Consider the following 19277-nt stretch of genomic DNA (forward strand, 5'->3'; position numbering starts at 1 on the left):
TGCGATCCGCACAGTCCCTGGCAACGTGGCACCAACGAGAACACCAACGGACTGGTGCGTCAGTACCTGCCCAAGGGCACCGACCTGTCTGGCTACAGTCAGGAGCAACTCGATGCCATCGCCGACGAGATCAACAACAGGCCTCGTAAAACCCTCGGATGGGCCTCGCCCATTGAGGTCTATCGCGCTTATCTGGGAAAACTGGCCAATGACTCACCGGCTATCCAGTAAGCTCCCACTGTTGCACTTGGATTTGAGACCGCCCAGCGTGGAATGGTCACAGTTTGCTATCAAACAAGAAGTTCCTTCAGACTGCCTCTCGCGGCACAAAGTCGCTCACATGGCCAGCATCGTCAAAGCGCACCTGGCAGGCCAGCGTCATGCGTTGGCGCAGGCGCAACCGGGCACGCTGCACGCGCGACTTGGCTGCGCTCAAGCTCAGGCCCGCGTGGCGGGCGTACTCGGCCTGCGACACGCCTTGCAGGTCGCATTGGGTAATGGCCTCACGATCCTCAGGGCTCAGTTCGGAGAGCACACGCGGAAGGCAGGCTGTCAGCGTTTCAACCGTGTCGGCCTCGTCAACGGGGGCGCACAGGTCGGCGGGCAGTTCCACCGTGTCGCGCGCCACGCGCAGGCGGTCGGCCAGGGTGTTGCGCGCCACCGCAAACAGCCAGGCGCGGGCGTTGTGCACCGAGCAGAAGCGCTCCCCTTGGCGCAGCGCCTTGAGAAACAGGTCCTGCAGCAGGTCATCGACCTCGGCGGCATTGGCCAACCGGTGGCGCGCCCAACCGCGAAGCTCGGGCTCGTGCTGGCTCCAGGCGGTGGTCAGGCAATTCATCGAAAGTCCATTCAGATCCAGGCAGCTTGAAGACTCAGATACATTCTCCGCTCAAATCCGCAACGCCTGACCCCTGAGGAGATCTCGATTGACGACCATGCCCGCACTCCTGATCACAGTCACGCTGACGGGGCTGTTGATGTCAATGGCAAGCGCGCAGACCTCGACAAACCCTGAACCCGACGCACAGTTGCGCGCGCTGCTGGCAACGCCCGGCGACCCGGCGCGTGGCAAGAAGGCATTTGCGACTTGCGAGGGTTGTCACCGGAAGAATGCGTCGGGCCGCAGCGATGGCACCATTCCGCGCCTGACGGGCCAACACGCCAGCGTCGTCGTCAAGCAGGTGCTCGACATCCGCGCGGGCCGGCGCAGCAACCCCTCGATGCAGCCCTTTGTCGTGGACCCGGCGTTCACCATGACCCACCTGGTCGACATTGCGGCCTACCTGCAGGCGCTGCCGTTCGAAGGAAGTATCGGCAAGGGCCCAGGCACCGACCTGGCCCGAGGCAAGGAACTTTATGAGCGGGACTGCGCCGCATGCCATGGGGCCAGCGGCCAAGGCGATGCGGCCAAGTTCTATCCCATGGTCTCGGCGCAGCACTACCGCTACCTGTTGCGCGAGGTGATCGCGATCCGCGACGGCAGCCGGGGCAACTCCAACGCCGAGATGGTCAAGGTGGTCAAGCCCTACACCCCGGCGGAGATTGAGGCCGTGTCGGACTACATGTCCCAGATGGCGCCGCCCAAGCCCTGACAAACGGTCGCCGGAACGACCGCCGGCCGTGATGACGGATCAGTGGGTCGTCAGCGCGCCCGTCTGCAGGCGCACAAAGCGCTCGGTCAGCGTGGCCAGTACCCGGTAGAACGGGGTCTCGGCACCGGCCTGCAGTGCGGCGGCAAAGGGTCCGATCCAGGCACCCAGGTGCTCATCCAGGAAGCGCTGCTGCAGTTGTTCGAAGGTGGCGAGCGTTTCGCTGTCGCCGGCCTGGCGCGCCTGGTTCTGCGTGAACGCCAACAGGTAAAGGAACTCCAGCTCCACTGCGATGTGATCCGGCAGTTCCTGAAACTCGTCATCGATGTCAAAACCACCCTCGCCGTAGATCGCCAGCACCGCCGGGGGCGGGTTGTCCTCAGCCGGCGCTTGGGCGGGTAACCAGCAGGACCCGTAGGGCTTGGCGAGCGCATCGATCGGGCCGAGAAACAGCCGGGTGTAGTCCACCAGCAGAGTCTGCAGATCCTGCGCCTCGAAGGCCCCGCGCAGCCGCCGCGCCGTCGCGGCCAGCTCGGGGTGAAGGCGCGTGGCAGCCGTCACGATGGAGTCAAAGAGCTTTTCCTCGGCAAATTCCGGCGCGGGCTCGTAATAGCAGGCCGACAGGAAGCGGCACAGGTCCTGCCGCGCAGTGGCCTCGTCGGGGTCGTAATCGGACATAGTCATTCCTTAAATGGAAAAGGGGCCGGCTGACCGGCCCCCGAAGTGCCATTCACCGTGTCGTTCAGGCGCGCGGGCTGTATTTGCCAATGTAATGCACGTTGGGCTTGGTGCCCTTGTCTTCCTGTAGCCGGAAAGACTTTTCGTTCTTCAGGAGCATCGAGACCTGGCTGGCCGGGTCTTCCTGGTCACCGAAGATGCGGGCCTGGGCCGGGCAGGCGTCCACGCAGGCGGGTTGCAGGCCGTTCATCACGCGGTGGTAGCAGAAGGTGCATTTTTCAACCACGTCGTCCGATCGCACGGGCTGCAGATCGCCACCTTTCCAGGCGTTGAGCATGGGCGGCATGGCGCCGGCCAGGGCCGCGATTTCGGCGCCCGAGGCGGTGCAGCCGGGGATGGCGGAAGTCTTGTCGGCCCAGCGCGGCTGCGGGTTCTCGTCCGCAGGGTTCAGGCTGATCACGCTGTAAGAGCCGCCGTCCAGGCTGCTCGGGCCGAGCTTCTCCTGGCTGTAGGGGCAGGCCTTCTGGCAGTCGCCGCAACCGACGCACAGCGCCGGGTCGTGCAGGGTGATGCCTTCGGGCGTCTTGTACATCGCCTTCCAGGGCTTTCCATTCGGATCCTTGGTGGGGTTGCCAGCCTTCTCCGGGTTGCCCGGGCAGATCTTGACGCAGGGCGCATCCGAGCAGTGGTTGCACAGCACCGGGATCACACTATGCGTGGTTTTCGGGAAGATGCCCTCGGTCTTCATCAGGAAGTCAGCCCAGTTGAAACTCTGCTCGTGACCGCGGTCACGGGTGTTGTTCTCAGCCTTGCAGGCGAAGGCGCAGGCGCCGCAACCATTGCATTTTGCGAGGTCAATGACCATACCAAGTCTTGTCATGATGTCTTTCTCCTTGAGTGGGTGATGGGCGTTCAGGCCTTCTGGATCCGAACACCGGTGAAGCCGCCGTTGCGGGCGGTCGCACCACTCAGCCGGTCGTAGTCATCGACCAGGATTTCGTTGTTGTTGCCACCCCGGGGAATGGCTTTCGCAAAGTCTTTGGCCGCCACGCGGCCATAGGCCCAATGGCCCTGGCCGTAGCACTTGGCCACGGTGCCGGGGCGCACGCCCTCCCACAGCTTGAGCTCGCACGAAATCGTGCCGCTCACCGAAGTGATCTTGACCGTGTCGCCACTCTTGAGGCCCAGCTTGGCGCCATCGACCGGGTTCATCTTGACCACGTCGGTCCAGGACACATCGCCGGGATCAACCTTCTTGAACTCCTGGTACCAGGGCGTGTTCTGCGAACGGCCCTCACGGTTCAGGCGGGACTTGTAGTCGATGAAGGCGAATGGATAGTCCCCGACGCTGCCGTGGCGCTTGACCGTCTCGTAATGCGGCACAAAGGCCACCTCGCCGCGCGCCACGTAGCCGCTGACCGCCAGGATGTCGTCGGGCGTGGTCTCGTATTTCTTGGCGTGTTCAAGCAGGCCTTTCTTGAGCGTCTCGCTGTAGAACTCGAATCTCTTGGTGACTGTGGCGAACTTGCCGCCCCAGCCCTTTTTCAGCGTGTACTTCGGGCCGCTGAACATGCCCTTCTTCCTGAAGTCAGCCCAGCCATTGATCGGCGCATCGCCCTTGAGCGGTTCCTTCGCCTTCCAGATCGGCGCGCTCGTCATCTTGGCGGCAATCTCGCTGAACTCCAGTGCGGTGGTGGGCGCCTTGCCGGTCTCGGGGTCCTTGAACTCTTTCGAGTAATAGTCGAACAGGTTGGCAAAACCTTTGGCCTTGAGTTTTTCGGCCAGCAGCCACATCACTTCGGTCTCTTCCTGCTTGACGTCCCACAGGCGTTTCACCGCACCTTGCTGGATCGACGCGTAGGCGTAGCCGTTGCCCATGTTGGTGACGATGGACCAGCCTTCGGCCGAGTTGAAAGTCGAGGGCAGCACGATGTCGGCAAACATCGTCATCTCCGAGGCGTTCGGCACCATGTGCACAAAGAACGGCACCTTGGCCAGGGCCTTCTCCCAGCGGTCCGCGCCGGTGCACGAGAAGGCGAAGTTGGACCAGGACGAGATGAACACCTTGCAGGCTCCGGGGTCTTTCAACATGCCGTTTGCCACGTTGTTGGTGACCACGCCGCTGCCAGGACGGGCATTCATCATGGCGGGCATGTCCTTGGCACCGCGACCGTCGAGCTTCTTGCCGGTACTGCCCTTTTTCGCGATGTCGTCCACATAGGCGTCGGCCTTGGGGAAAGCTGCCAAAGGCGGGCCGCTGGGGCTTTGCCACACGCCGCCTTCCACGTCGATCGAGCCGAGCAGACCGTTGAGGGCGTACACCGCCATGGCGGCGTAGGTGCCGCGCGGGGTCATGGCCACGCCGGGGCCCATGTACACCACGGTCTTCGGCGCGGCTTTGCCCATGGCACGGGCCACCCGCACGATCTGCGCGGCGGGGATCAGGGATTCCTTTTCGCCCCAAGCGGGTGTCTGGTCCTTCAGTTCCAGGTTCCACCACTTCACCAAGCCGAAGGTTTCCTTCTCCGCAAAGGCCGCCTCGTCCACGGCCTTGCCGGCCACGAACTGGTTCTTGCCATCCTTGAAATCACCGACAAACTCCTTGTTCCACAGGCCCTCGGTCAGCAGCACATGGGCGATGGCACCCGCCAGCGCGCCATCGGTGCCGGGGCTGATCGGCAGCCATTCGTGCGCCTTGGCGGCCACGTTGGACAGCCGCGGATCGACAGCAATCACAGTGCCGCGCTTCACGATGGCCGGGAACTGGTTCATCACGTTGGGTACCATGCGGTTGGACGCCAGCGGGTCCGTGCCCCAGCACACCAGGCAATCGGCCTTGCTCAGGTCGTAGTCGCGGTAGCCGAAGAAGCCCTGCGTCAGGCCCGGGCCCATTTTTTCGGCCTCGGCGCAGATCGCGCTGTGCGAGAAATACTGACCGGTGCCGAAGATCTTTGGCAATGTGCCGTACAGCAGATCCGTCGAGGTTGGTGAATACCGGCCCCGCATGTAGACGAGTTTTTCGGGTTCACCGGCCTTGCGTAGTTCCATCATCTTGTCGGCCACGATGTTGAGCGCTTCGTCCCAGGTGATGGGCACGAACTTCGGATCGATGCCGCGACCCTTGGCCGGATTGGTCCGCTTCATCGGCACCTTGATGCGGTCCGGGTCGTACATCTGCTGCGGAATCAGGTGACCGCGCGGGCAGCAATAGCCGTGGTTCGTCTTGGACAAGGGGTTGCCGCGCACCCGGGTGGCCCGACCGTTCTGGACGTAGATCTGAACCGCGCACCACTGGGTACAGCCCTGGCAGGTGCTGGCCACCCAATCCCCTGTGGCAGGGCTGCTGGGTTTGGCCTTGCGCGGGATCAACGCGCTGTGCAGCGGCGCCTGCGCCATGCCCGCGCAACCGGTCATCAGCGCCCCGGCGGAAATGCCCGACGCCATGATGAAAGTTCGTCTTGTCAGTCTCATGCCATGCTCCTGGTGGGAATTTGGATTCGTCGCGTTTGCGATGGGCTGAACTTTCCCCCTCTGACAAAATGCGTCATTGATACAAATCAACGGCTTTTTGGTTTTTACCCCCCCCTGTACCGACTCGCTCCCGCATGCATCGTGAGCGGCTTTTCCCTCTCTACGAACCGTGAAAATCTTCGGTATCGCCGGGCATTCCGGCATGGGCAAGACCACGCTGCTGGAGCGGCTGGTGCCCGAAATCACCGGGCACGGCCTGGTGGTGTCGCTGATCAAGCACAGCCACAAGAAGCAGGTCGACATCGACCGGCCGGGCAAGGACTCGTTTCGCCTGCGCGAGGCCGGCTGCATGGAGGTGCTGCTGCTGGGCAACGACCGCTGGGCGCTGATGCATGAATTGCGCGGCGCCGAGGAGCCGCCGCTGGACTACCTGCTGGACCGCCTGCAGGCGTGCGACCTGGTGCTGATCGAAGGTTTCAAGAACGGCGACTTTCCGAAGCTGGAAGTCTGGCGCGCGTCACTTGGCAAGCCCCCGCTGTGGCCCGAGTGGCCGGGCATTGTGGCGGTGGCCAGCGACACACCCTTGCCTGTTGCGCAGCCGATCGCAGCCACGGCGCCGGGCCTGGCGCGTTTCGACCTGTCAGCGACTGCACCGATCGCTGACTTCGTGCTCGCACAGGCCGCCCCGCGCTGAACCGCACGGCCGTTGAAGCAAGAGAATCCAGTTTCTTTGTGTTTCCGGATGCCGATGAGGGTTCGTCCACGCCCGTATGACCACCACACTGCCCTCGCCACCATTGGCTGCACTGCTGGCCGATGCGGTGCTGCTGGCGCACCTGGCCATCGTGTTGTTCAACGTGGGCGGGTTGCTGCTCATTCTGGCCGGCAACCGGCTGGGCTGGCGGTGGGTCAACCGGTGGTGGTTTCGGGCCGCGCACCTGGCCGCCATCGCGGTGGTCGTGGGGCAGGCCTGGCTCGGCATTACCTGCCCGCTGACGACGCTGGAATCGTGGCTGCGCGCGCTGGCAGGCTCGGCGCCCTACCACGATGGATTCATCGCGCACTGGGTGCAGCGCATCCTGTTCTACAGGCTCCCGCGTGGGTCTTTGTCACGGCTTACTCGCTGTTCGGCCTGCTGGTGGCGGGGGTCTGGTGGCGATACCCGCCGGAACGCAGAAAGCCGGGGCCGTGAGGGCTGCGGCGGGTATTTCACCGGATTTTTGAGTTTTTTTGGCCACTTCCCAGCGTCAAATGGTCATAGTTTGCTATCACTATTGACGCAAGAAAAAAGCCCCGCGACCGATAGGTGGCGGGGCTTTTTCATTCAATGGACCGTTGGCGGCGATCAGCCCGTCACAAGGTCCCTGATCTGCTGCAGCGCGGCCGGATCGTCCATGGTGGTCAGGTCGCCGGTGTCGCGGCTTTCGCAGACGGCCTGGATGGCGCGGCGCAGCACCTTGCCGCTGCGCGTCTTGGGCAGCACGGTGACGAAACGCACGCGGGCCGGACGCGCCACGGCGCCGAGGTCGCGGTCCACCAGCTTCATGATCTCGCCTTCGAGCTTCAGCGCGGCGGCCTCATCGGTCAGCTGGCTGGCGTCCTTGACCACGGCAAAGGCCATGGCCACCTGGCCCTTGAGCTGGTCGGCCACGCCCACCACGGCCACTTCGGCAATGTTCGGGTGGCCGGCGATGCTCTCCTCGATCTCGCGGGTGCCCAGGCGGTGGCCGGCGACGTTGATCACGTCGTCGGTGCGGCCCAGGATGAAGTAATAGCCGTCCTTGTCGCGCACGCCCCAGTCGAAGGTGGAGTAGACCCACTTGCCGGACAACTGTTTCCAGTAGGTGCTGACAAAGCGGGCGTCGTCGCGCCAGACGGTCTGCATGCAGCCCGGGGGCAGCGGGCCTTCGACGCAGACCACGCCCTTGACGTCGCCGCCGGCGAGTTCCTCACCGGTCTGGTCGTCGAGCAGCTTGACGTCGTAGCCGTACACCGGCTTGCCCGGCGAGCCGAACTTGCTGGCCGCATCGTCCACACCCTTGCAGATGCTCAGGATGGGCCAACCGGTCTCGGTCTGCCAGTAGTTGTCGATGATGGGCTTGCCCAGGCCGGCGCTGATCCACTGCGCCGTGGGCTCGTCCAGCGGCTCGCCGGCCAGGAACAGCGCGCGCAGCGTGGACAGGTCGTATTTGGAGAGCAGCGCCGGGTCTTGCTTCTTGAGCACGCGGATGGCCGTGGGCGCGCTGAACATCACGGTGACCTTGTACTTCTCGACCAGGCTCCACCAGATGCCGCCGTCCGGTCGGATCGGCAGGCCTTCGTACATGATGGTCGCCATGCCGGCGATCAGCGGGCCGTAGATGATGTAGCTGTGGCCCACCACCCAGCCGATATCGGAGGTGGAGAAGTAGGTTTCGCCCGGGTTGCCGCAGTAGATGTGCTTCATCGACGCGGCCAGCGCCACGGCGTAGCCACCGGTGTCGCGCTGCACGCCCTTGGGCTTGCCCGTCGTGCCCGAGGTGTAGAGCGTGTAGCTGGGGTGCGTGGCATCGACCCACTCACACGGCACAGAGGTGTTCAGGTGTTTCTCGCGCAGCGGCCCCCACAGGCGGTCTCGACCTTCAACCAGGGGCATGGGCGCGACTTGGCGATCGACCAGCAGCACGGATTCCGGCTTGTGCGCCGAGAGGCGGATGGCTTCATCCAGCAGCGGCTTGTATTCCACCGCCTTGCCACCGCGCAGGCCGCCATCGGCGCTGACGATGACGCGGGGCGCCGAATCCTCGATGCGCGAAGCCAGCGCGCCGGAGGCAAAGCCGCCGAACACCACCGAATGGATGGCGCCCAACCGGGTGCAGGCCAGCATCGCAAAGGCGGCTTCGGGGATCATCGGCATGTAGATCAGGACGCGGTCGCCCTTCTGCACGCCCAGATCCTTCAACACGGCAGCCATGCGCTGCACCTCGGTGTGCAGTTCGCGGAAGGTGTAGACCTTTTCCTGGTTGGTTTCGGTGGAGACGAAGATCAGCGCGGCCTGGTCGGCGCGGTCTTTCAGGTGGCGGTCCACCGCGTTGTGGCACAGGTTGGTGGTGCCGCCAACGAACCATTTGGCAAACGGCGGGTTGCTGTAGTCGCAAACCTGCTGCGGCGGCGTCTGCCAGTCCACCAGTTTGGCCTGTTCGGACCAGAAGCCTTCACGGTCTTCAATGGAACGGCGGTGAAAGTCTGCGTAGTTCGTCATGCGTGTCTCCTCGTTACCCGACCAATAAAAGCGGATGGGCCGACCCTACAACGGCACCCCGCCTCGCTTCTGAATTCATAATTATTCATGATGGGCTTGCTGGATTCTGACGCAAAGCACCCTGCCTCCCGCACCGCATCACCGCTCCGATGCGCGCTTGCGCTTGTTGAGAAACTCAGATCCCGCGTTGCGCGTTCGAAGAACCGCGCCAGCCTCGCCGCCGCATCACGCCTTACTTGATCAGCGCCTGCGCCGCCTTGAAGTCGGGGTGCTCGGCCGTGCGAAGCCACTCGAAAGCCACCATCTCGGTGGTCACCAGTTCAGCGCCGGCGCCGGCCAGACGGTCGAACGCGGCATCGCGGTTGCGCTCGGTGCGGGATGTGCAGGCATCGGTCACCACCCACACGTCGAACTCGTCCTCCAGCAGGTCCAGCGCGGTCTGCAGCAGGCACACATGGGCCTCGCAACCGCCGATGACGATCATGGCGCGCTCGGGCTCGGCCGGCTTCTGCAGGTGCTTGGGCAGGCTGCGCGCATTGCCCTGCGGCGCCTTGGCCGGCGGGCGCAACCACTCGCCCAGGCCCTCCTCCACCGCGCTGAAGTGCATCTTGGCCAGCGTGCGATCGCACAAAGCGCGCAGCACCGGCGCGTTTTCGCCCAGCTTGGAGGGATTCTGCTCGGTGCCCCAGACCGGCACGCGCATCAGGCGGGCCAGCTGCGCCAGGCGCAGGGCATTGGCGAGCACCGCTTCGCTTTCGAACAGGGCCGGCATCAGGCGGGCCTGGTAGTCCACCAGCACAAGTTGGGATTCAGCGGCTTCGAGCAACATGGCAATTTCCTCAATAGATCAGCCTGTGAAGGCAACGGCCGCATTGTCGCAGTCTGGACCAGGCACGAGCACTGCCCAGGCGCGCCTTTGCGACCCATCGCCGGTCAGGGGCCGAACAGATCCGGCTGGCTGTCGGGCGCCACCGGCTCGAACGGCCCTTCGACCCGGGCCGCCGCACCCTGCGGATCCAGCCGCAGCAGCAGATGCTGCAGATAGCGCTGGAAAAGGGGTTCGGCATCCTGAGCGAACAGACGGATGCGACCGGTATGCTGCAGCAAGAGCAGACCGATGCCGTGGGCAAACAGTGCGGTGTTCTCAACCTGGGCCATTGCCTCGTCCAGACCCAACGCCAGCAGGGCGTCCTTGCAGGGCTGCAGGGCCGCCAGGAGCCGCTGATTGAGTTCGCGATCGAGCTCGCTGCTCAGGCCGCGCGGCGCCAGCCCCTGGACCAGATAGAAGCCCAGATCGAGGTCGCGCGGATTGCGGGCGTAGAAGTGAAACCAGGCACTGGCCCGGGCCGCAAGCGACCGGTCGGGCCTGGCCCGGCTGACGCGCGCCGCGTCCACCGCCTGCTGGAGCCGCTCCAGCGACTCCCGCAGCAAGGCGGCATAGATCGCCTCCTTGCTGTCGAAATAGGAATAGATGGCCCCAGCCGTGTAGCCGGCGCGCTTGGCAATCACACGAATGCTGGCGCCCTCAAGGCCATGCTCGGCAAACACGGCACGTGCCGCGTCGAGCACGAGCGCCCGGCGCGCATCGGTCAGGGTCTGCTGTCGCTGCTGGCGTTGCTGCAACTGCAAGGCCGCCTCAGCGCGATCAGCGTCGCTGGGCAGCGGAACGATGTCATGCAGGAGGACACTCATGTTGGCCATGATAGCCAACCTCTGGCCGGCATTAATCACATTGAACGTTGCAATGTATTTTGAACACTGTTCAAATCATTGATTCAAAGACATTTCGTTGTCTCGCTTTCAGTCGATTCAGCAAAGGCGAATTTGTGAAACACCCAGTTACAACCCACCCCTTGATGTCCGGCGCGGACTACCGCGAATCGCTGCGCCGCTACAGGCCGCGGGTCTTTGTCGACGGCTGGCGCGTGGACAGCGTGGCCGATGAGCGCGCCTTCCAGCCCGGCCTCAACGCCATCGCCCTGACCTACGACTACGCGCTCAAGCCGGAATACGCCCGGCTGATGACGGCCGTGCAGCACACCAGCGGCAAGGTGGTGAACCGGCTGTCGCACATCAACATGAGCAGCGGCGACCTGCTCAACAAGCTCGAAGCCGTGCGCCTGGTGTGCCAGGAAACCGGCTGCGCCCAGCGCTACCTGACGCACGACGCGCTGAACGCCATCGGCCAGGTCAGCGCCCGCATCGACGACGCGCGCGGCACCACGGAGCACACCGCACGCTTCCTGAACTACCTGCACCGCGTGCAGGACCAGGACCTGACGCTGGGCGTGGCCATGACCGACGCCAAGGGCGACCGCAGCCGCCGCCCCTTCGAGCAAAACAACCCGGACAGCTACGTGCACATCGTCGAGCGCAACGCGATGCACAACGGCCGGCGCGGCATCGTGATCAGCGGCACCAAGGCCATCGTCACCGGTGCGCCCTACATGCATGAGTTGCTGGTCATGCCCTGCCGCAATATGGGCCGTGAAGACGCCGACTTCGCCGTCTGCTGCGCCGTGCCGATTGACGCACCCGGCCTGACCATCGTCGCCCGCCCCGCCGGGCGCCCCGGCGAGACGCTGGAGCACGGCGACGCCCTGTTCAGCCGCAAATACGGCCAGAGCACCGGCGTGTGCCTCTTCGAGCGCGTCTTCGTGCCCATGGACGACGTGTTCTATGCCGGCGAATGGGAGCATTCGGGCCACCTGACCTACAGCTACGCCACGCACCACCGCCACACCTGCATTGGCGCACGCGCCGGTTTTGGCGACCTGCTGATCGGGGCCGGCGCGCTGATGTGCGAGGCCAACGGCTTTGATCCGGGAAAAGAAACCCACCTGCGCGAGCAGATGGTCGAGCTCATCACCATCACCGAGAGCTTCTTTGCCTGCGGCGTGGCCGCCAGCGTCTACGCCAAGCCCGACGAGCACAGCCACAGCTTCATGCCCGACCCGGTGTTCTCCAACATCGGCAAGCTGCTGCTGGCCACCAAGATCTACGACATGCACCGCATCGCGCACTACGTGAGCGGCGGCCTGATCGTCACCCTGCCCGGGCCGGACGAAGACCATAACCCCGAGACGGCTGCGAAGCTCTCGGACGTGTTGCGCGCCAGCCCGGACGTGCCCTACGAGCAGCGCATTCAGACCGCCCGCTTCATCGAAGACCTCACCGCCGGCTACCAGGGCGGCTGGTACAGCGTGATCAGCCTGCACGGCGGCGGCTCACCCGCCGCCATGAAGCAGGAGATTTACCGCAATTACCCCATCGGCTCGAAGGTGGAACTGGTGGAGCGCCTGCTGCAGCGTGGCGTCGCCGCCGACGGCACGCCGGCCGCCGCCCCACACGACCCGGCGCGTGCCATCACACGCAACCGCCAGCCCGGCAAATGCTGCGACACGGGTTGCACCGTGCCCGGCGCGCCCGTCATGGTGGACTTGCCCACTCTGGAGCAAACACTTCCCTCGCGCAGCGAGCCCGGTTCAACCCTTTGATTCGGGGGCCGCACGAGCCGGAGTCACGCACCGCGTGTGCCCGATGGACTTCACCCGCACGTTCGATCTGCTTCCGGCTGATTCACTCAGCGGTGAAGTCCAAGCGTCTTGATGTCTTCACGGTCGATCCTTTCAACTGAATTGGCCTTCAGATTCAGCGCAATCTCAAGATGCGGATGGACCCGATGAGAACCATCGTCCCGATCAGGCCTCCGATGATCCAGTCGGGAAGAGGACTCCCGCTCCAAGTGACCAGCACACCGGCCAGAATCACACCCAGGTTGGCCAACACATCGTTTGCAGAAAAGATGTAACTGGCGCGCATATGGACGCCCTTGTCCCGATGACCGGAAATCAGGGACAGGCACCAGACATTGGCTGCCAGCGCAAGTACGGAGATTCCAATCATCGCCAATTCGTCCGGGGAACTTCCGGTAAGCACCCTTCGCCCCGTTTCAGACAATGCGCCGACAGCAAGAACAAGCTGCAATAACCCGGAGATTCGTGCGGACCGCAGCTTATGCCTGGGGTCCCGCCCCACGGCATACAGCGCAACGCCATACACCGCAGCGTCGGCAAGCATGTCCGCCGCATCGGCGATCAGTGCCGCGGAGTCCGCCCAGAAGCCCGCAACCATTTCGACAAGAAACATCAGCGCATTGATCCCCAGCAACAGCCGAAGCACCCTGGCTTCCGCTGCGGCATCCGTTGGCGGGATCACCGTGTCCGCTGAGAGTGGCTGGGACTCCATCAATGCCGCGCCATAGCCCAGCGGAACCAGTCGCTCGATCACCTGCTTGACGTCACCGGCGTGGCCGACAACCAGGGTTCGGCCCGGAATGTCGAAAACCATGAAACGGACAGGCACGTCGGCCAGGCGCAGACGGATCATCTGCTCTTCTGAAGGGCAGTCCATTCCCGGAATGCGAAAACGGGAACGGAACCACTGTTGCTCGTTGCTCAGCGGGCGTTCTGAGGCCGCTACCGGGTCAAGTCCCTCGACGGGGTTGGCCCCACAACCACGGCTGCAGGAACATTCGTTCTTGTCACTCATTTCGAAATGCCGTCAAAGGAACCCAATCGACATTCATTTTCCCATCCTCTGCAACTGGCCATCTTGACAGGACCCAACGGGTCGATCGCGACCTTCTGCGCGGGACCCCATTCAATGTGACACCGGCGGGACTTGGTGAGAACGGCTCTCGTTATAGTGGACCGACCATCCGTCAATCATCGCCAAGCCCGTGTTGCCAATACCGTCCGCCTCTGTTCCACGGCCACGAAACGTCCTGGCCCACACCTTCGTTCTGGCTGCGGCCCTGTTCGCAACCCAGGCGGTAGCCCTTCAGCCGCTGATTACCGACGACACCAGCACGCAAGGCAGCGGAGGCAACCAGCTGGAGGTGTCGCTGAACCAGTCGCGCATCACGACCCGCGGCGTCAGTGACCGGTCTGGCAGCCTGGCGGCGGTCTATACGCGAGGTGTTGCCGAAACCGTCGATCTCTATGCCGGCGGTGTCTACGTGCATCTGCACACAGGCGGCGGCCAGCATGAGGCTCGTGGCGCGGGCAATCCGACACTCGGCGGTAAATGGCGGTTTCTGGACGCCACCGCCGAAGGAACCAGCGCTGCGGCAAAGCTCGAATTCCTGATGCCGGTCAGCAACAGCGCGGAAACAGCGGGTCTGGGCAGCGCCAGCATGGGGGGAAACCTGACCTTCATCCTGAGCCAGGACCTGCCATTCGGCGCGATCCATGTCAATGCAAGCGCGGGGCGCCTGCGTTATCGCGCTTCCGGCAACAGCCCCGACTCGACCCCGATGCGCCTCTCCGCTGCACCCGTGTGGCAGTTGACCCCCCAGTGGAGGCTGGCGCTGGACCTGGGCGCGCAATGGGTGCGGTCCAGCGAACAGCGCGTGCGCACGGGCTTTGTGGAACTGGGCGCGATCTGGTCGCCCAACGATGATCTGGATCTGGCCTTGGGCGTGATTCAGACCGCGGACAACCAGAACCCGCGAACCCGCGCACTCGCGGCAACCGCCGGCCTGACCTGGCGCTTCCGCTAAGGGCAGACCGCGTCAGTTGACGCCGTCTTCCAGGCGCTTGCCTGCCGTTGCGCGACGCGCTTCCAGATGCCCGCGACAGGTGGCGTTGATCACCCGCAGTTCTGCCAGCGTCTTTTCGATCTCGGCGCGCTTTTGCTCCAGTTCGGCAATGGCGGCATCGGTGCGCGCAATGACGTAGTCGAGCTGCTGCGAGCGGCCTTCGCCCTGATCCCCGTACAGATCGAGGTAGCGCTTGATGTCCGCCAGCGAAGAGCCGATGTTCTTGGCGCGGATGATCAGGGCCAGCCGCGCCCGATCCCGCCGTGTGTAGACGCGCGCGCCATTGACCCGGCGCGGTGCCAGCAGCCCTTTGTCTTCGTAGAAACGCAGGGCTCGCAACGTAATGCCGAATTCCTTGCACAGCTCGGTGATGCCGAACAGCTCCGTCGTGCCCATCTCGCGATGGGAATCGACAAAAGCCTGCGCATCGGTGGCCAGCGCTGCGTTCGCCGCGCGCACGCGGCGGCCGCCGCCGGTGGCCGCAGGGGTGTCTGGCGCTGGCGCGTTCATTCGGTGGGATCGGCGAAGGCGATCAGATGACGCGCTGCAGACGCATGGCCACGCTCATGTCACCACTGACTTTGAGCTTGCCCATCATGAATCCCGTGGCGGGCTCGAGGTCACCCGTCAGCAGGGCGTTCAGGTCTTCCAGCTTGATGCCCACGGTGCAGTCGGCGTCGCGATTCTCATTGCTTACCGAGTTCGGGGTGGACTGGCCGTCGATATAGACGAAACCGTCATCCCCGCAGTCGAACTTCAGGGTGGCGGCCAGGCCGCTGTCGGCTCCGACTTTGGTGCGAATGGCTTCGGTGCAGGCTTCAAGGTTCATGGTTTTCCTCGTGGGTCGTACAGATGGACAGTGCCCGTAACAGGCAGCGCCCGCATGCTACCAGCGCGACCTAACCAACCGCATAGGGAAAATACCTATACGACATTAAGTTGACGTTAACGTCACATCACGGTCTAATGCGGAGCCATTCAGAGGATCCGTTTCCATGCCCGTCATTCGTTCCAAGATCAAGGCCCAGACCGCATCGTTCGCCGCCAACGCACGGCGCATGGAAGAGTTGCTCGGGGAAGTCCAGCGACTTGAGCAGATGGTGATCGCCGAGTCCGCGTCAAAGCGCGACAAATTCGAAAAGCGCGGCCAGTTGCTGCCGCGCGAACGCGTCGCCCGCCTGCTGGACCGGGGCTCGCCCTTCCTGGAACTCAGCCGCTTGGCCGGTCTCAACATGCACGACGACGATGGAAAGAAGTCGGTCATGGGCGGCGGCTCCATCGTCGGCATCGGCGTGGTGGCGGGACGGCGTTGCCTGATATCCGCAAGCGACAGCGCGGTCAAAGGCGGCACCGTGGCGCCCATGGGTTTGCGCAAGGCCCTGCGCGCCCAGGAGATCGCCCGCGAGAACAAGCTGCCGGTGATCTATCTGGTGGAAAGCGGTGGCGCCAACCTGATGTACCAGAGCGAAATCTTTGTAGACGGCGGACGCAGTTTCGCCAACCAGGCCCGCCTGTCGGCGCAAGGCATCCCGCAGATTGCCGTGGTGCACGGCTCGTCCACCGCCGGTGGCGCCTACCTGCCCGGCCTTTCCGACTACGTCATCCTGGTGCGGGGCCGTTCCAGCATCTACCTGGCGGGCCCGCCGCTCGTCAAGGCCGCGATTGGCGAGGAATGCACCGACGAGGAACTCGGCGGCGCGGAAACCCATGCCCAGGTCACCGGGCTGGGCGAGTACCTTTGTGAAGACGACGCCCACGCGATCGCGATGGCGCGTGAAGTGCTGGACAAGCTGCAATGGGACACGGTGCCCGCACCGGGCGCCTGGTCCGAGCCCCTGTACGACGAACAGGAACTGCTGGGCATCGTGCCCGCCGACGAGCGCGAGCCCTACGATGTGCGCGAGGTGATTGCACGCCTGGTGGACGGCTCCGACTTCCTGGAGTTCAAGGCCGAGTACGCCGCTGAGATGATGTGCGGACACGCCCGCCTGCAGGGCCGGCTGGTCGGCATCCTGGGCAACAACGGACCGATCCAGCCCAGCGGCTCCACCAAGGCGGCGCAGTTCATCCAGTTGTGCGACCAGAGTGCCACACCGCTGATCTTTCTGCAGAACACCACGGGCTACATGGTGGGCTCCGTGGCCGAGCGCAGCGGCGCCATCAAGCACGGATCCAAGATGATCCAGGCCGTGGCCAATGCCCGCGTGCCCAAGTTCACCATCGTGCTCGGCGGCTCCTATGGGGCGGGCAACTACGGCATGTGCGGACGCGGCTTCGATCCGCGCTTCATATTCAGCTGGCCCACCGCCCGCACCGCCGTGATGGGCGGCGCCCAGGCCGCCAAGGTGATGGACATCGTCAACCGCGCCAAGATCGAGCGCACCGGCATGACCGCCAACGAAGAAGCCCTGAAGGCCATGTCGGATGGCCTGCGCCTGCGCCTGGACAAGGAGTCCGCCGCGCTGTTCGGCACGGCGCGCCTGTGGGACGACGGGATCATCGATCCGCGCGACACGCGCCGCCTGCTCGGCATGTGCCTGGCCATTGCAGCCGAGGCGCAGGCGCGCCCGCTTCAATCCAATGCCTTTGGCGTGGCCCGCATGTGACGCGTTGGCCAGCCGCCCCCCCTTTTTCCACCTTCTTTCCCGTCGAACGAAAGCCTTTCATGAAATTCACGTCCGAGCACAACCAGATCTCCGATACCGTCCGCAAATTTGTGGCCAACGAGATCAACCCCTTCACCAAGGAATGGGAAAAGGCCGGGCAGTTCCCCGCCCATGAGCTGTTCAAGAAGCTGGGCGACCTGGGCCTGCTGGGCATCAAGTACCCCACCGAATTCGGCGGGATGGGCCTGGACTTCAGCTACTCGATGGTGATGGCCGAGGCGCTGGGCGACTGCAATGTCGGCGGCGTTCCCATGGCCATCGGCGTGCAGACCGACATGTGCACACCGGCGCTGGCGCGCTTTGGATCGGACGCGCTGCGCCAGGAGTTCCTGGCGCCTGCGATCGCCGGCAACATGGTGGGCTGCATCGGGGTCAGCGAAGCCGGGGGCGGATCCGACGTCGCAGCCCTCAAGACCCGTGCCGAGAAGGACGGCGACGACTACATCATCAATGGCTCGAAGATGTGGATCACCAACGGCATGCAGGCCGACTGGTGCTGCCTGCTGGCCAACACCTCGGACGGCGCTGCGCACAAGAACAAGTCGCTCATCATGGTGCCGATGAACAGCCCGGGCATCACGCGCCAGAAGATTGAAAAGATCGGCATGGATTCCAGCGACACCGCCCAGCTGTTCTTCGACAACGTGCGGGTTCCCCGGCGCAACGTCATCGGCCAGGAAGGCATGGGCTTCATGCTGCAGATGCTGCAATTCCAGGAAGAGCGGCTCTACGGTGCGGCCGGTTGCCTGCGCTCGCTGGACAATCTGATCGACCAGACCATCGACTACACCCGCCAGCGCCACACCTTCGGGCGCCCGATCCTGGACAACCAGGTGGTGCATTTCCGCCTGGCGGAGTTGCGCACCGAGGTCGAAGCGCTGCGCGCCCTCACCTACCGCGCCGTCGAGTCCTACGTCTCCGGCAAGGACGTCACCCGTCTAGCCTCCATGGCCAAGCTCAAGGCCGGACGCCTGAGCCGCGAAGTGGCCGACAGCTGCCTGCAGTACTGGGGCGGCATGGGTTTCACTGCCGACAACCCGATCTCGCAGTCCTACCGCGACGGGCGCCTGATTTCGATCGGCGGCGGTGCCGACGAAATCATGCTGGGCATCATCTGCAAGCTCGAAGGCACCCTGCCCGGCAAGCAGGGCTGAGGCGGAGCAGATGGACATGACTTTCGAAACCATCATCGCCCGGCGCCAGGGGCCTGCGCTCGAACTCACGCTGAATCGCCCGGAGTCCCGCAATGCCATGTCTCTGGCCATGGTGGCAGAGTTGCAGCAGGCGCTGGCGCAGGCAGAACAGACCGTCGGGTCGGATGACGCCGTGCGCGTCGTGGTGCTGCGCGGCGCCGCCGGGCACTTCTGCTCCGGCGGCGACCTCAAGGACATGGCAGCTGCGCGCATGCGCGCCATGCAGGGTGGCGCCGACGGCACCGACCCGATCGCCGAGGTCAATGCGCGCTTCGGCCACCTGTGCGCCGCGTTTGCGAACTCCCCGCTGGCCATCGTTGCGTTGCTTGAAGGCACGGTGATGGGCGGCGGTTTCGGCCTGGCCTGTGTGGCTGACGTGGCCATTGCCACGGAGACCGCGAGCTTCCGCCTGCCCGAGACATCCCTTGGTGTCGTGCCCGCCCAGATCGCCCCGTTCCTGGTGGAACGGCTGGGCTATTCGCAGGCCAAACGGTTGGCCGTCACCGGCGGGCGCCTGGACGCTGCCGCCGCCCTGAGGATCGGCCTGGTGCACCAGCAGGTTGACTCCGGACAGCTGCAGGCGGCGCTGGAGGCGGTGCTCGCCGACATCCTGGCCTGCGGCCCCGGCGCACTGGCGGCCACCAAAGCCCTGATGGCCAAGGCCCGACTGCAGGCCCCCGCCTCTCTGATCGACGAAGCCGCCGCCGTCTTTTCCCGCGCCGCCCAGGGTCCGGAGGCCATGGAAGGCATGGGCGCTTTCCTGCAAAAGCGCAAACCGAACTGGGTGCCGGGATGAAAACATCCAACGATCGGATGAACGCCTGGCGGAGTTTGGGT

General features: G+C 64.4%; 18 protein-coding genes and 1 pseudogene. 9 read left to right on the forward strand and 10 right to left on the reverse strand.

What is annotated here, in order from left to right:
* The coding region (locus ACMUOY_RS10120) for an IS30 family transposase (RefSeq protein ID WP_413892597.1) at window positions 1–231 on the forward strand (231 nt) is incomplete at its 5' end.
* Between the two features lie 76 nt (window positions 232–307).
* On the opposite strand, the gene ACMUOY_RS10125 is transcribed toward ACMUOY_RS10120, so the two are convergent.
* Window positions 308–838, reverse strand: a complete 531-nt coding sequence (locus ACMUOY_RS10125) for a sigma-70 family RNA polymerase sigma factor (RefSeq protein WP_413892598.1) — start codon at window positions 836–838, stop codon at window positions 308–310.
* Window positions 839–935: 97 nt separating this feature from the next.
* Between ACMUOY_RS10125 and ACMUOY_RS10130 the strand changes: the two genes are divergently transcribed.
* Window positions 936–1592: a c-type cytochrome gene (locus ACMUOY_RS10130; protein WP_413892599.1), complete on the forward strand. Its 657-nt coding sequence runs from the start codon at window positions 936–938 to the stop codon at window positions 1590–1592.
* A gap of 39 nt (window positions 1593–1631) precedes the next feature.
* On the opposite strand, the gene ACMUOY_RS10135 is transcribed toward ACMUOY_RS10130, so the two are convergent.
* The 3 genes from ACMUOY_RS10135 to ACMUOY_RS10145 form a co-directional block, all read right to left on the reverse strand.
* The gene (locus tag ACMUOY_RS10135) at window positions 1632–2267 is read right to left on the reverse strand and encodes a molecular chaperone (protein WP_413892600.1); all 636 of its coding nucleotides are present in this window, start codon (window positions 2265–2267) and stop codon (window positions 1632–1634) included.
* Between the two features lie 64 nt (window positions 2268–2331).
* Window positions 2332–3147 (reverse strand): 4Fe-4S dicluster domain-containing protein, encoded by an 816-nt coding sequence (locus ACMUOY_RS10140; protein WP_413892601.1) that lies wholly within the window; start codon window positions 3145–3147, stop codon window positions 2332–2334.
* Window positions 3148–3179: 32 nt separating this feature from the next.
* Window positions 3180–5738 carry a molybdopterin-dependent oxidoreductase gene (locus ACMUOY_RS10145; RefSeq protein WP_413892602.1) on the reverse strand — a complete coding sequence of 853 codons (2559 nt, stop codon included), beginning with the start codon at window positions 5736–5738 and terminating at the stop codon, window positions 3180–3182.
* Window positions 5739–5907: 169 nt separating this feature from the next.
* On the opposite strand from ACMUOY_RS10145, the gene mobB reads away from it, so the two are divergent.
* Both mobB and ACMUOY_RS10155 read left to right on the forward strand, forming a co-directional pair.
* Window positions 5908–6432 carry a molybdopterin-guanine dinucleotide biosynthesis protein B gene (mobB, locus tag ACMUOY_RS10150; protein WP_413892603.1) on the forward strand — a complete coding sequence of 175 codons (525 nt, stop codon included), beginning with the start codon at window positions 5908–5910 and terminating at the stop codon, window positions 6430–6432.
* A gap of 76 nt (window positions 6433–6508) precedes the next feature.
* A pseudogene (locus tag ACMUOY_RS10155) lies at window positions 6509–6787 on the forward strand (DUF2784 domain-containing protein); the annotation flags it as partial.
* A gap of 296 nt (window positions 6788–7083) precedes the next feature.
* On the opposite strand, the gene ACMUOY_RS10160 reads toward ACMUOY_RS10155, so the two are convergent.
* The 3 genes from ACMUOY_RS10160 to ACMUOY_RS10170 form a co-directional block, all read right to left on the reverse strand.
* Entirely contained in the window at window positions 7084–9015 is a 1932-nt protein-coding gene (locus tag ACMUOY_RS10160; protein WP_413892675.1) for a propionate--CoA ligase, read from the reverse strand.
* A gap of 196 nt (window positions 9016–9211) precedes the next feature.
* Window positions 9212–9808, reverse strand: coding sequence for an isochorismatase family protein (locus ACMUOY_RS10165; protein WP_413892604.1), 597 nt, complete (start codon window positions 9806–9808; stop codon window positions 9212–9214).
* Window positions 9809–9912: 104 nt separating this feature from the next.
* Window positions 9913–10671 (reverse strand): TetR/AcrR family transcriptional regulator, encoded by a 759-nt coding sequence (locus tag ACMUOY_RS10170; RefSeq protein ID WP_413892605.1) that lies wholly within the window; start codon window positions 10669–10671, stop codon window positions 9913–9915.
* A gap of 164 nt (window positions 10672–10835) precedes the next feature.
* On the opposite strand from ACMUOY_RS10170, the gene ACMUOY_RS10175 reads away from it, so the two are divergent.
* A complete protein-coding gene (locus ACMUOY_RS10175) occupies window positions 10836–12476 on the forward strand; it encodes a 4-hydroxyphenylacetate 3-hydroxylase family protein (protein WP_413892606.1) in 1641 nt (546 codons plus the stop codon).
* A 154-nt stretch (window positions 12477–12630) separates the two neighbouring features.
* On the opposite strand, the gene ACMUOY_RS10180 is transcribed toward ACMUOY_RS10175, so the two are convergent.
* Window positions 12631–13530, reverse strand: a complete 900-nt coding sequence (locus ACMUOY_RS10180) for a cation transporter (protein ID WP_413892607.1) — start codon at window positions 13528–13530, stop codon at window positions 12631–12633.
* Between the two features lie 193 nt (window positions 13531–13723).
* Between ACMUOY_RS10180 and ACMUOY_RS10185 the strand changes: the two genes are divergently transcribed.
* Window positions 13724–14542 carry a hypothetical protein gene (locus tag ACMUOY_RS10185; protein ID WP_413892608.1) on the forward strand — a complete coding sequence of 273 codons (819 nt, stop codon included), beginning with the start codon at window positions 13724–13726 and terminating at the stop codon, window positions 14540–14542.
* Window positions 14543–14554: 12 nt separating this feature from the next.
* Here ACMUOY_RS10185 and ACMUOY_RS10190 read toward each other — a convergent pair whose 3' ends face one another.
* Window positions 14555–15091, reverse strand: coding sequence for a MerR family transcriptional regulator (locus tag ACMUOY_RS10190; RefSeq protein WP_413892609.1), 537 nt, complete (start codon window positions 15089–15091; stop codon window positions 14555–14557).
* Window positions 15092–15113: 22 nt separating this feature from the next.
* Entirely contained in the window at window positions 15114–15410 is a 297-nt protein-coding gene (locus ACMUOY_RS10195; RefSeq protein WP_413892610.1) for an SCP2 sterol-binding domain-containing protein, read from the reverse strand.
* Window positions 15411–15576: 166 nt separating this feature from the next.
* Between ACMUOY_RS10195 and ACMUOY_RS10200 the strand changes: the two genes are divergently transcribed.
* From ACMUOY_RS10200 to ACMUOY_RS10210, 3 genes are read left to right on the forward strand one after another with little or no spacing between them, the layout of a single operon-like run.
* Window positions 15577–17187 carry an acyl-CoA carboxylase subunit beta gene (locus tag ACMUOY_RS10200; protein ID WP_413892611.1) on the forward strand — a complete coding sequence of 537 codons (1611 nt, stop codon included), beginning with the start codon at window positions 15577–15579 and terminating at the stop codon, window positions 17185–17187.
* Window positions 17188–17246: 59 nt separating this feature from the next.
* Window positions 17247–18401, forward strand: coding sequence for an acyl-CoA dehydrogenase family protein (locus tag ACMUOY_RS10205; RefSeq protein ID WP_413892612.1), 1155 nt, complete (start codon window positions 17247–17249; stop codon window positions 18399–18401).
* A gap of 16 nt (window positions 18402–18417) precedes the next feature.
* Window positions 18418–19236: an enoyl-CoA hydratase/isomerase family protein gene (locus tag ACMUOY_RS10210; RefSeq protein ID WP_413892613.1), complete on the forward strand. Its 819-nt coding sequence runs from the start codon at window positions 18418–18420 to the stop codon at window positions 19234–19236.
* Window positions 19237–19277: the final 41 nt, after the last annotated feature.

This window comes from Candidatus Skiveiella danica, from assembly GCF_022705245.1.
In the GTDB taxonomy this organism is placed as follows: Bacteria; Pseudomonadota; Gammaproteobacteria; order Burkholderiales; family Burkholderiaceae_C; genus Skiveiella; species Skiveiella danica.

Bases quoted from the DNA above. Each gene is read 5' to 3' on its own strand.
- ACMUOY_RS10170 (WP_413892605.1), bottom strand. From the start codon at position 10,671: ATGAGTGTCCTCCTGCATGACATCGTTCCGCTGCCCAGCGACGCTGAT.
- ACMUOY_RS10165 (WP_413892604.1), bottom strand. From the start codon at position 9,808: ATGTTGCTCGAAGCCGCTGAATCCCAACTTGTGCTGGTGGACTACCAG.
- ACMUOY_RS10180 (WP_413892607.1), bottom strand. From the start codon at position 13,530: ATGAGTGACAAGAACGAATGTTCCTGCAGCCGTGGTTGTGGGGCCAAC.
- ACMUOY_RS10135 (WP_413892600.1), bottom strand. From the start codon at position 2,267: ATGTCCGATTACGACCCCGACGAGGCCACTGCGCGGCAGGACCTGTGC.
- ACMUOY_RS10130 (WP_413892599.1), top strand. From the start codon at position 936: ATGCCCGCACTCCTGATCACAGTCACGCTGACGGGGCTGTTGATGTCA.
- ACMUOY_RS10200 (WP_413892611.1), top strand. From the start codon at position 15,577: ATGCCCGTCATTCGTTCCAAGATCAAGGCCCAGACCGCATCGTTCGCC.
- ACMUOY_RS10210 (WP_413892613.1), top strand. From the start codon at position 18,418: ATGACTTTCGAAACCATCATCGCCCGGCGCCAGGGGCCTGCGCTCGAA.
- ACMUOY_RS10140 (WP_413892601.1), bottom strand. From the start codon at position 3,147: ATGACAAGACTTGGTATGGTCATTGACCTCGCAAAATGCAATGGTTGC.
- ACMUOY_RS10145 (WP_413892602.1), bottom strand. From the start codon at position 5,738: ATGAGACTGACAAGACGAACTTTCATCATGGCGTCGGGCATTTCCGCC.
- ACMUOY_RS10205 (WP_413892612.1), top strand. From the start codon at position 17,247: ATGAAATTCACGTCCGAGCACAACCAGATCTCCGATACCGTCCGCAAA.
- ACMUOY_RS10190 (WP_413892609.1), bottom strand. From the start codon at position 15,091: ATGAACGCGCCAGCGCCAGACACCCCTGCGGCCACCGGCGGCGGCCGC.
- ACMUOY_RS10195 (WP_413892610.1), bottom strand. From the start codon at position 15,410: ATGAACCTTGAAGCCTGCACCGAAGCCATTCGCACCAAAGTCGGAGCC.
- ACMUOY_RS10125 (WP_413892598.1), bottom strand. From the start codon at position 838: ATGAATTGCCTGACCACCGCCTGGAGCCAGCACGAGCCCGAGCTTCGC.
- ACMUOY_RS10175 (WP_413892606.1), top strand. From the start codon at position 10,836: ATGTCCGGCGCGGACTACCGCGAATCGCTGCGCCGCTACAGGCCGCGG.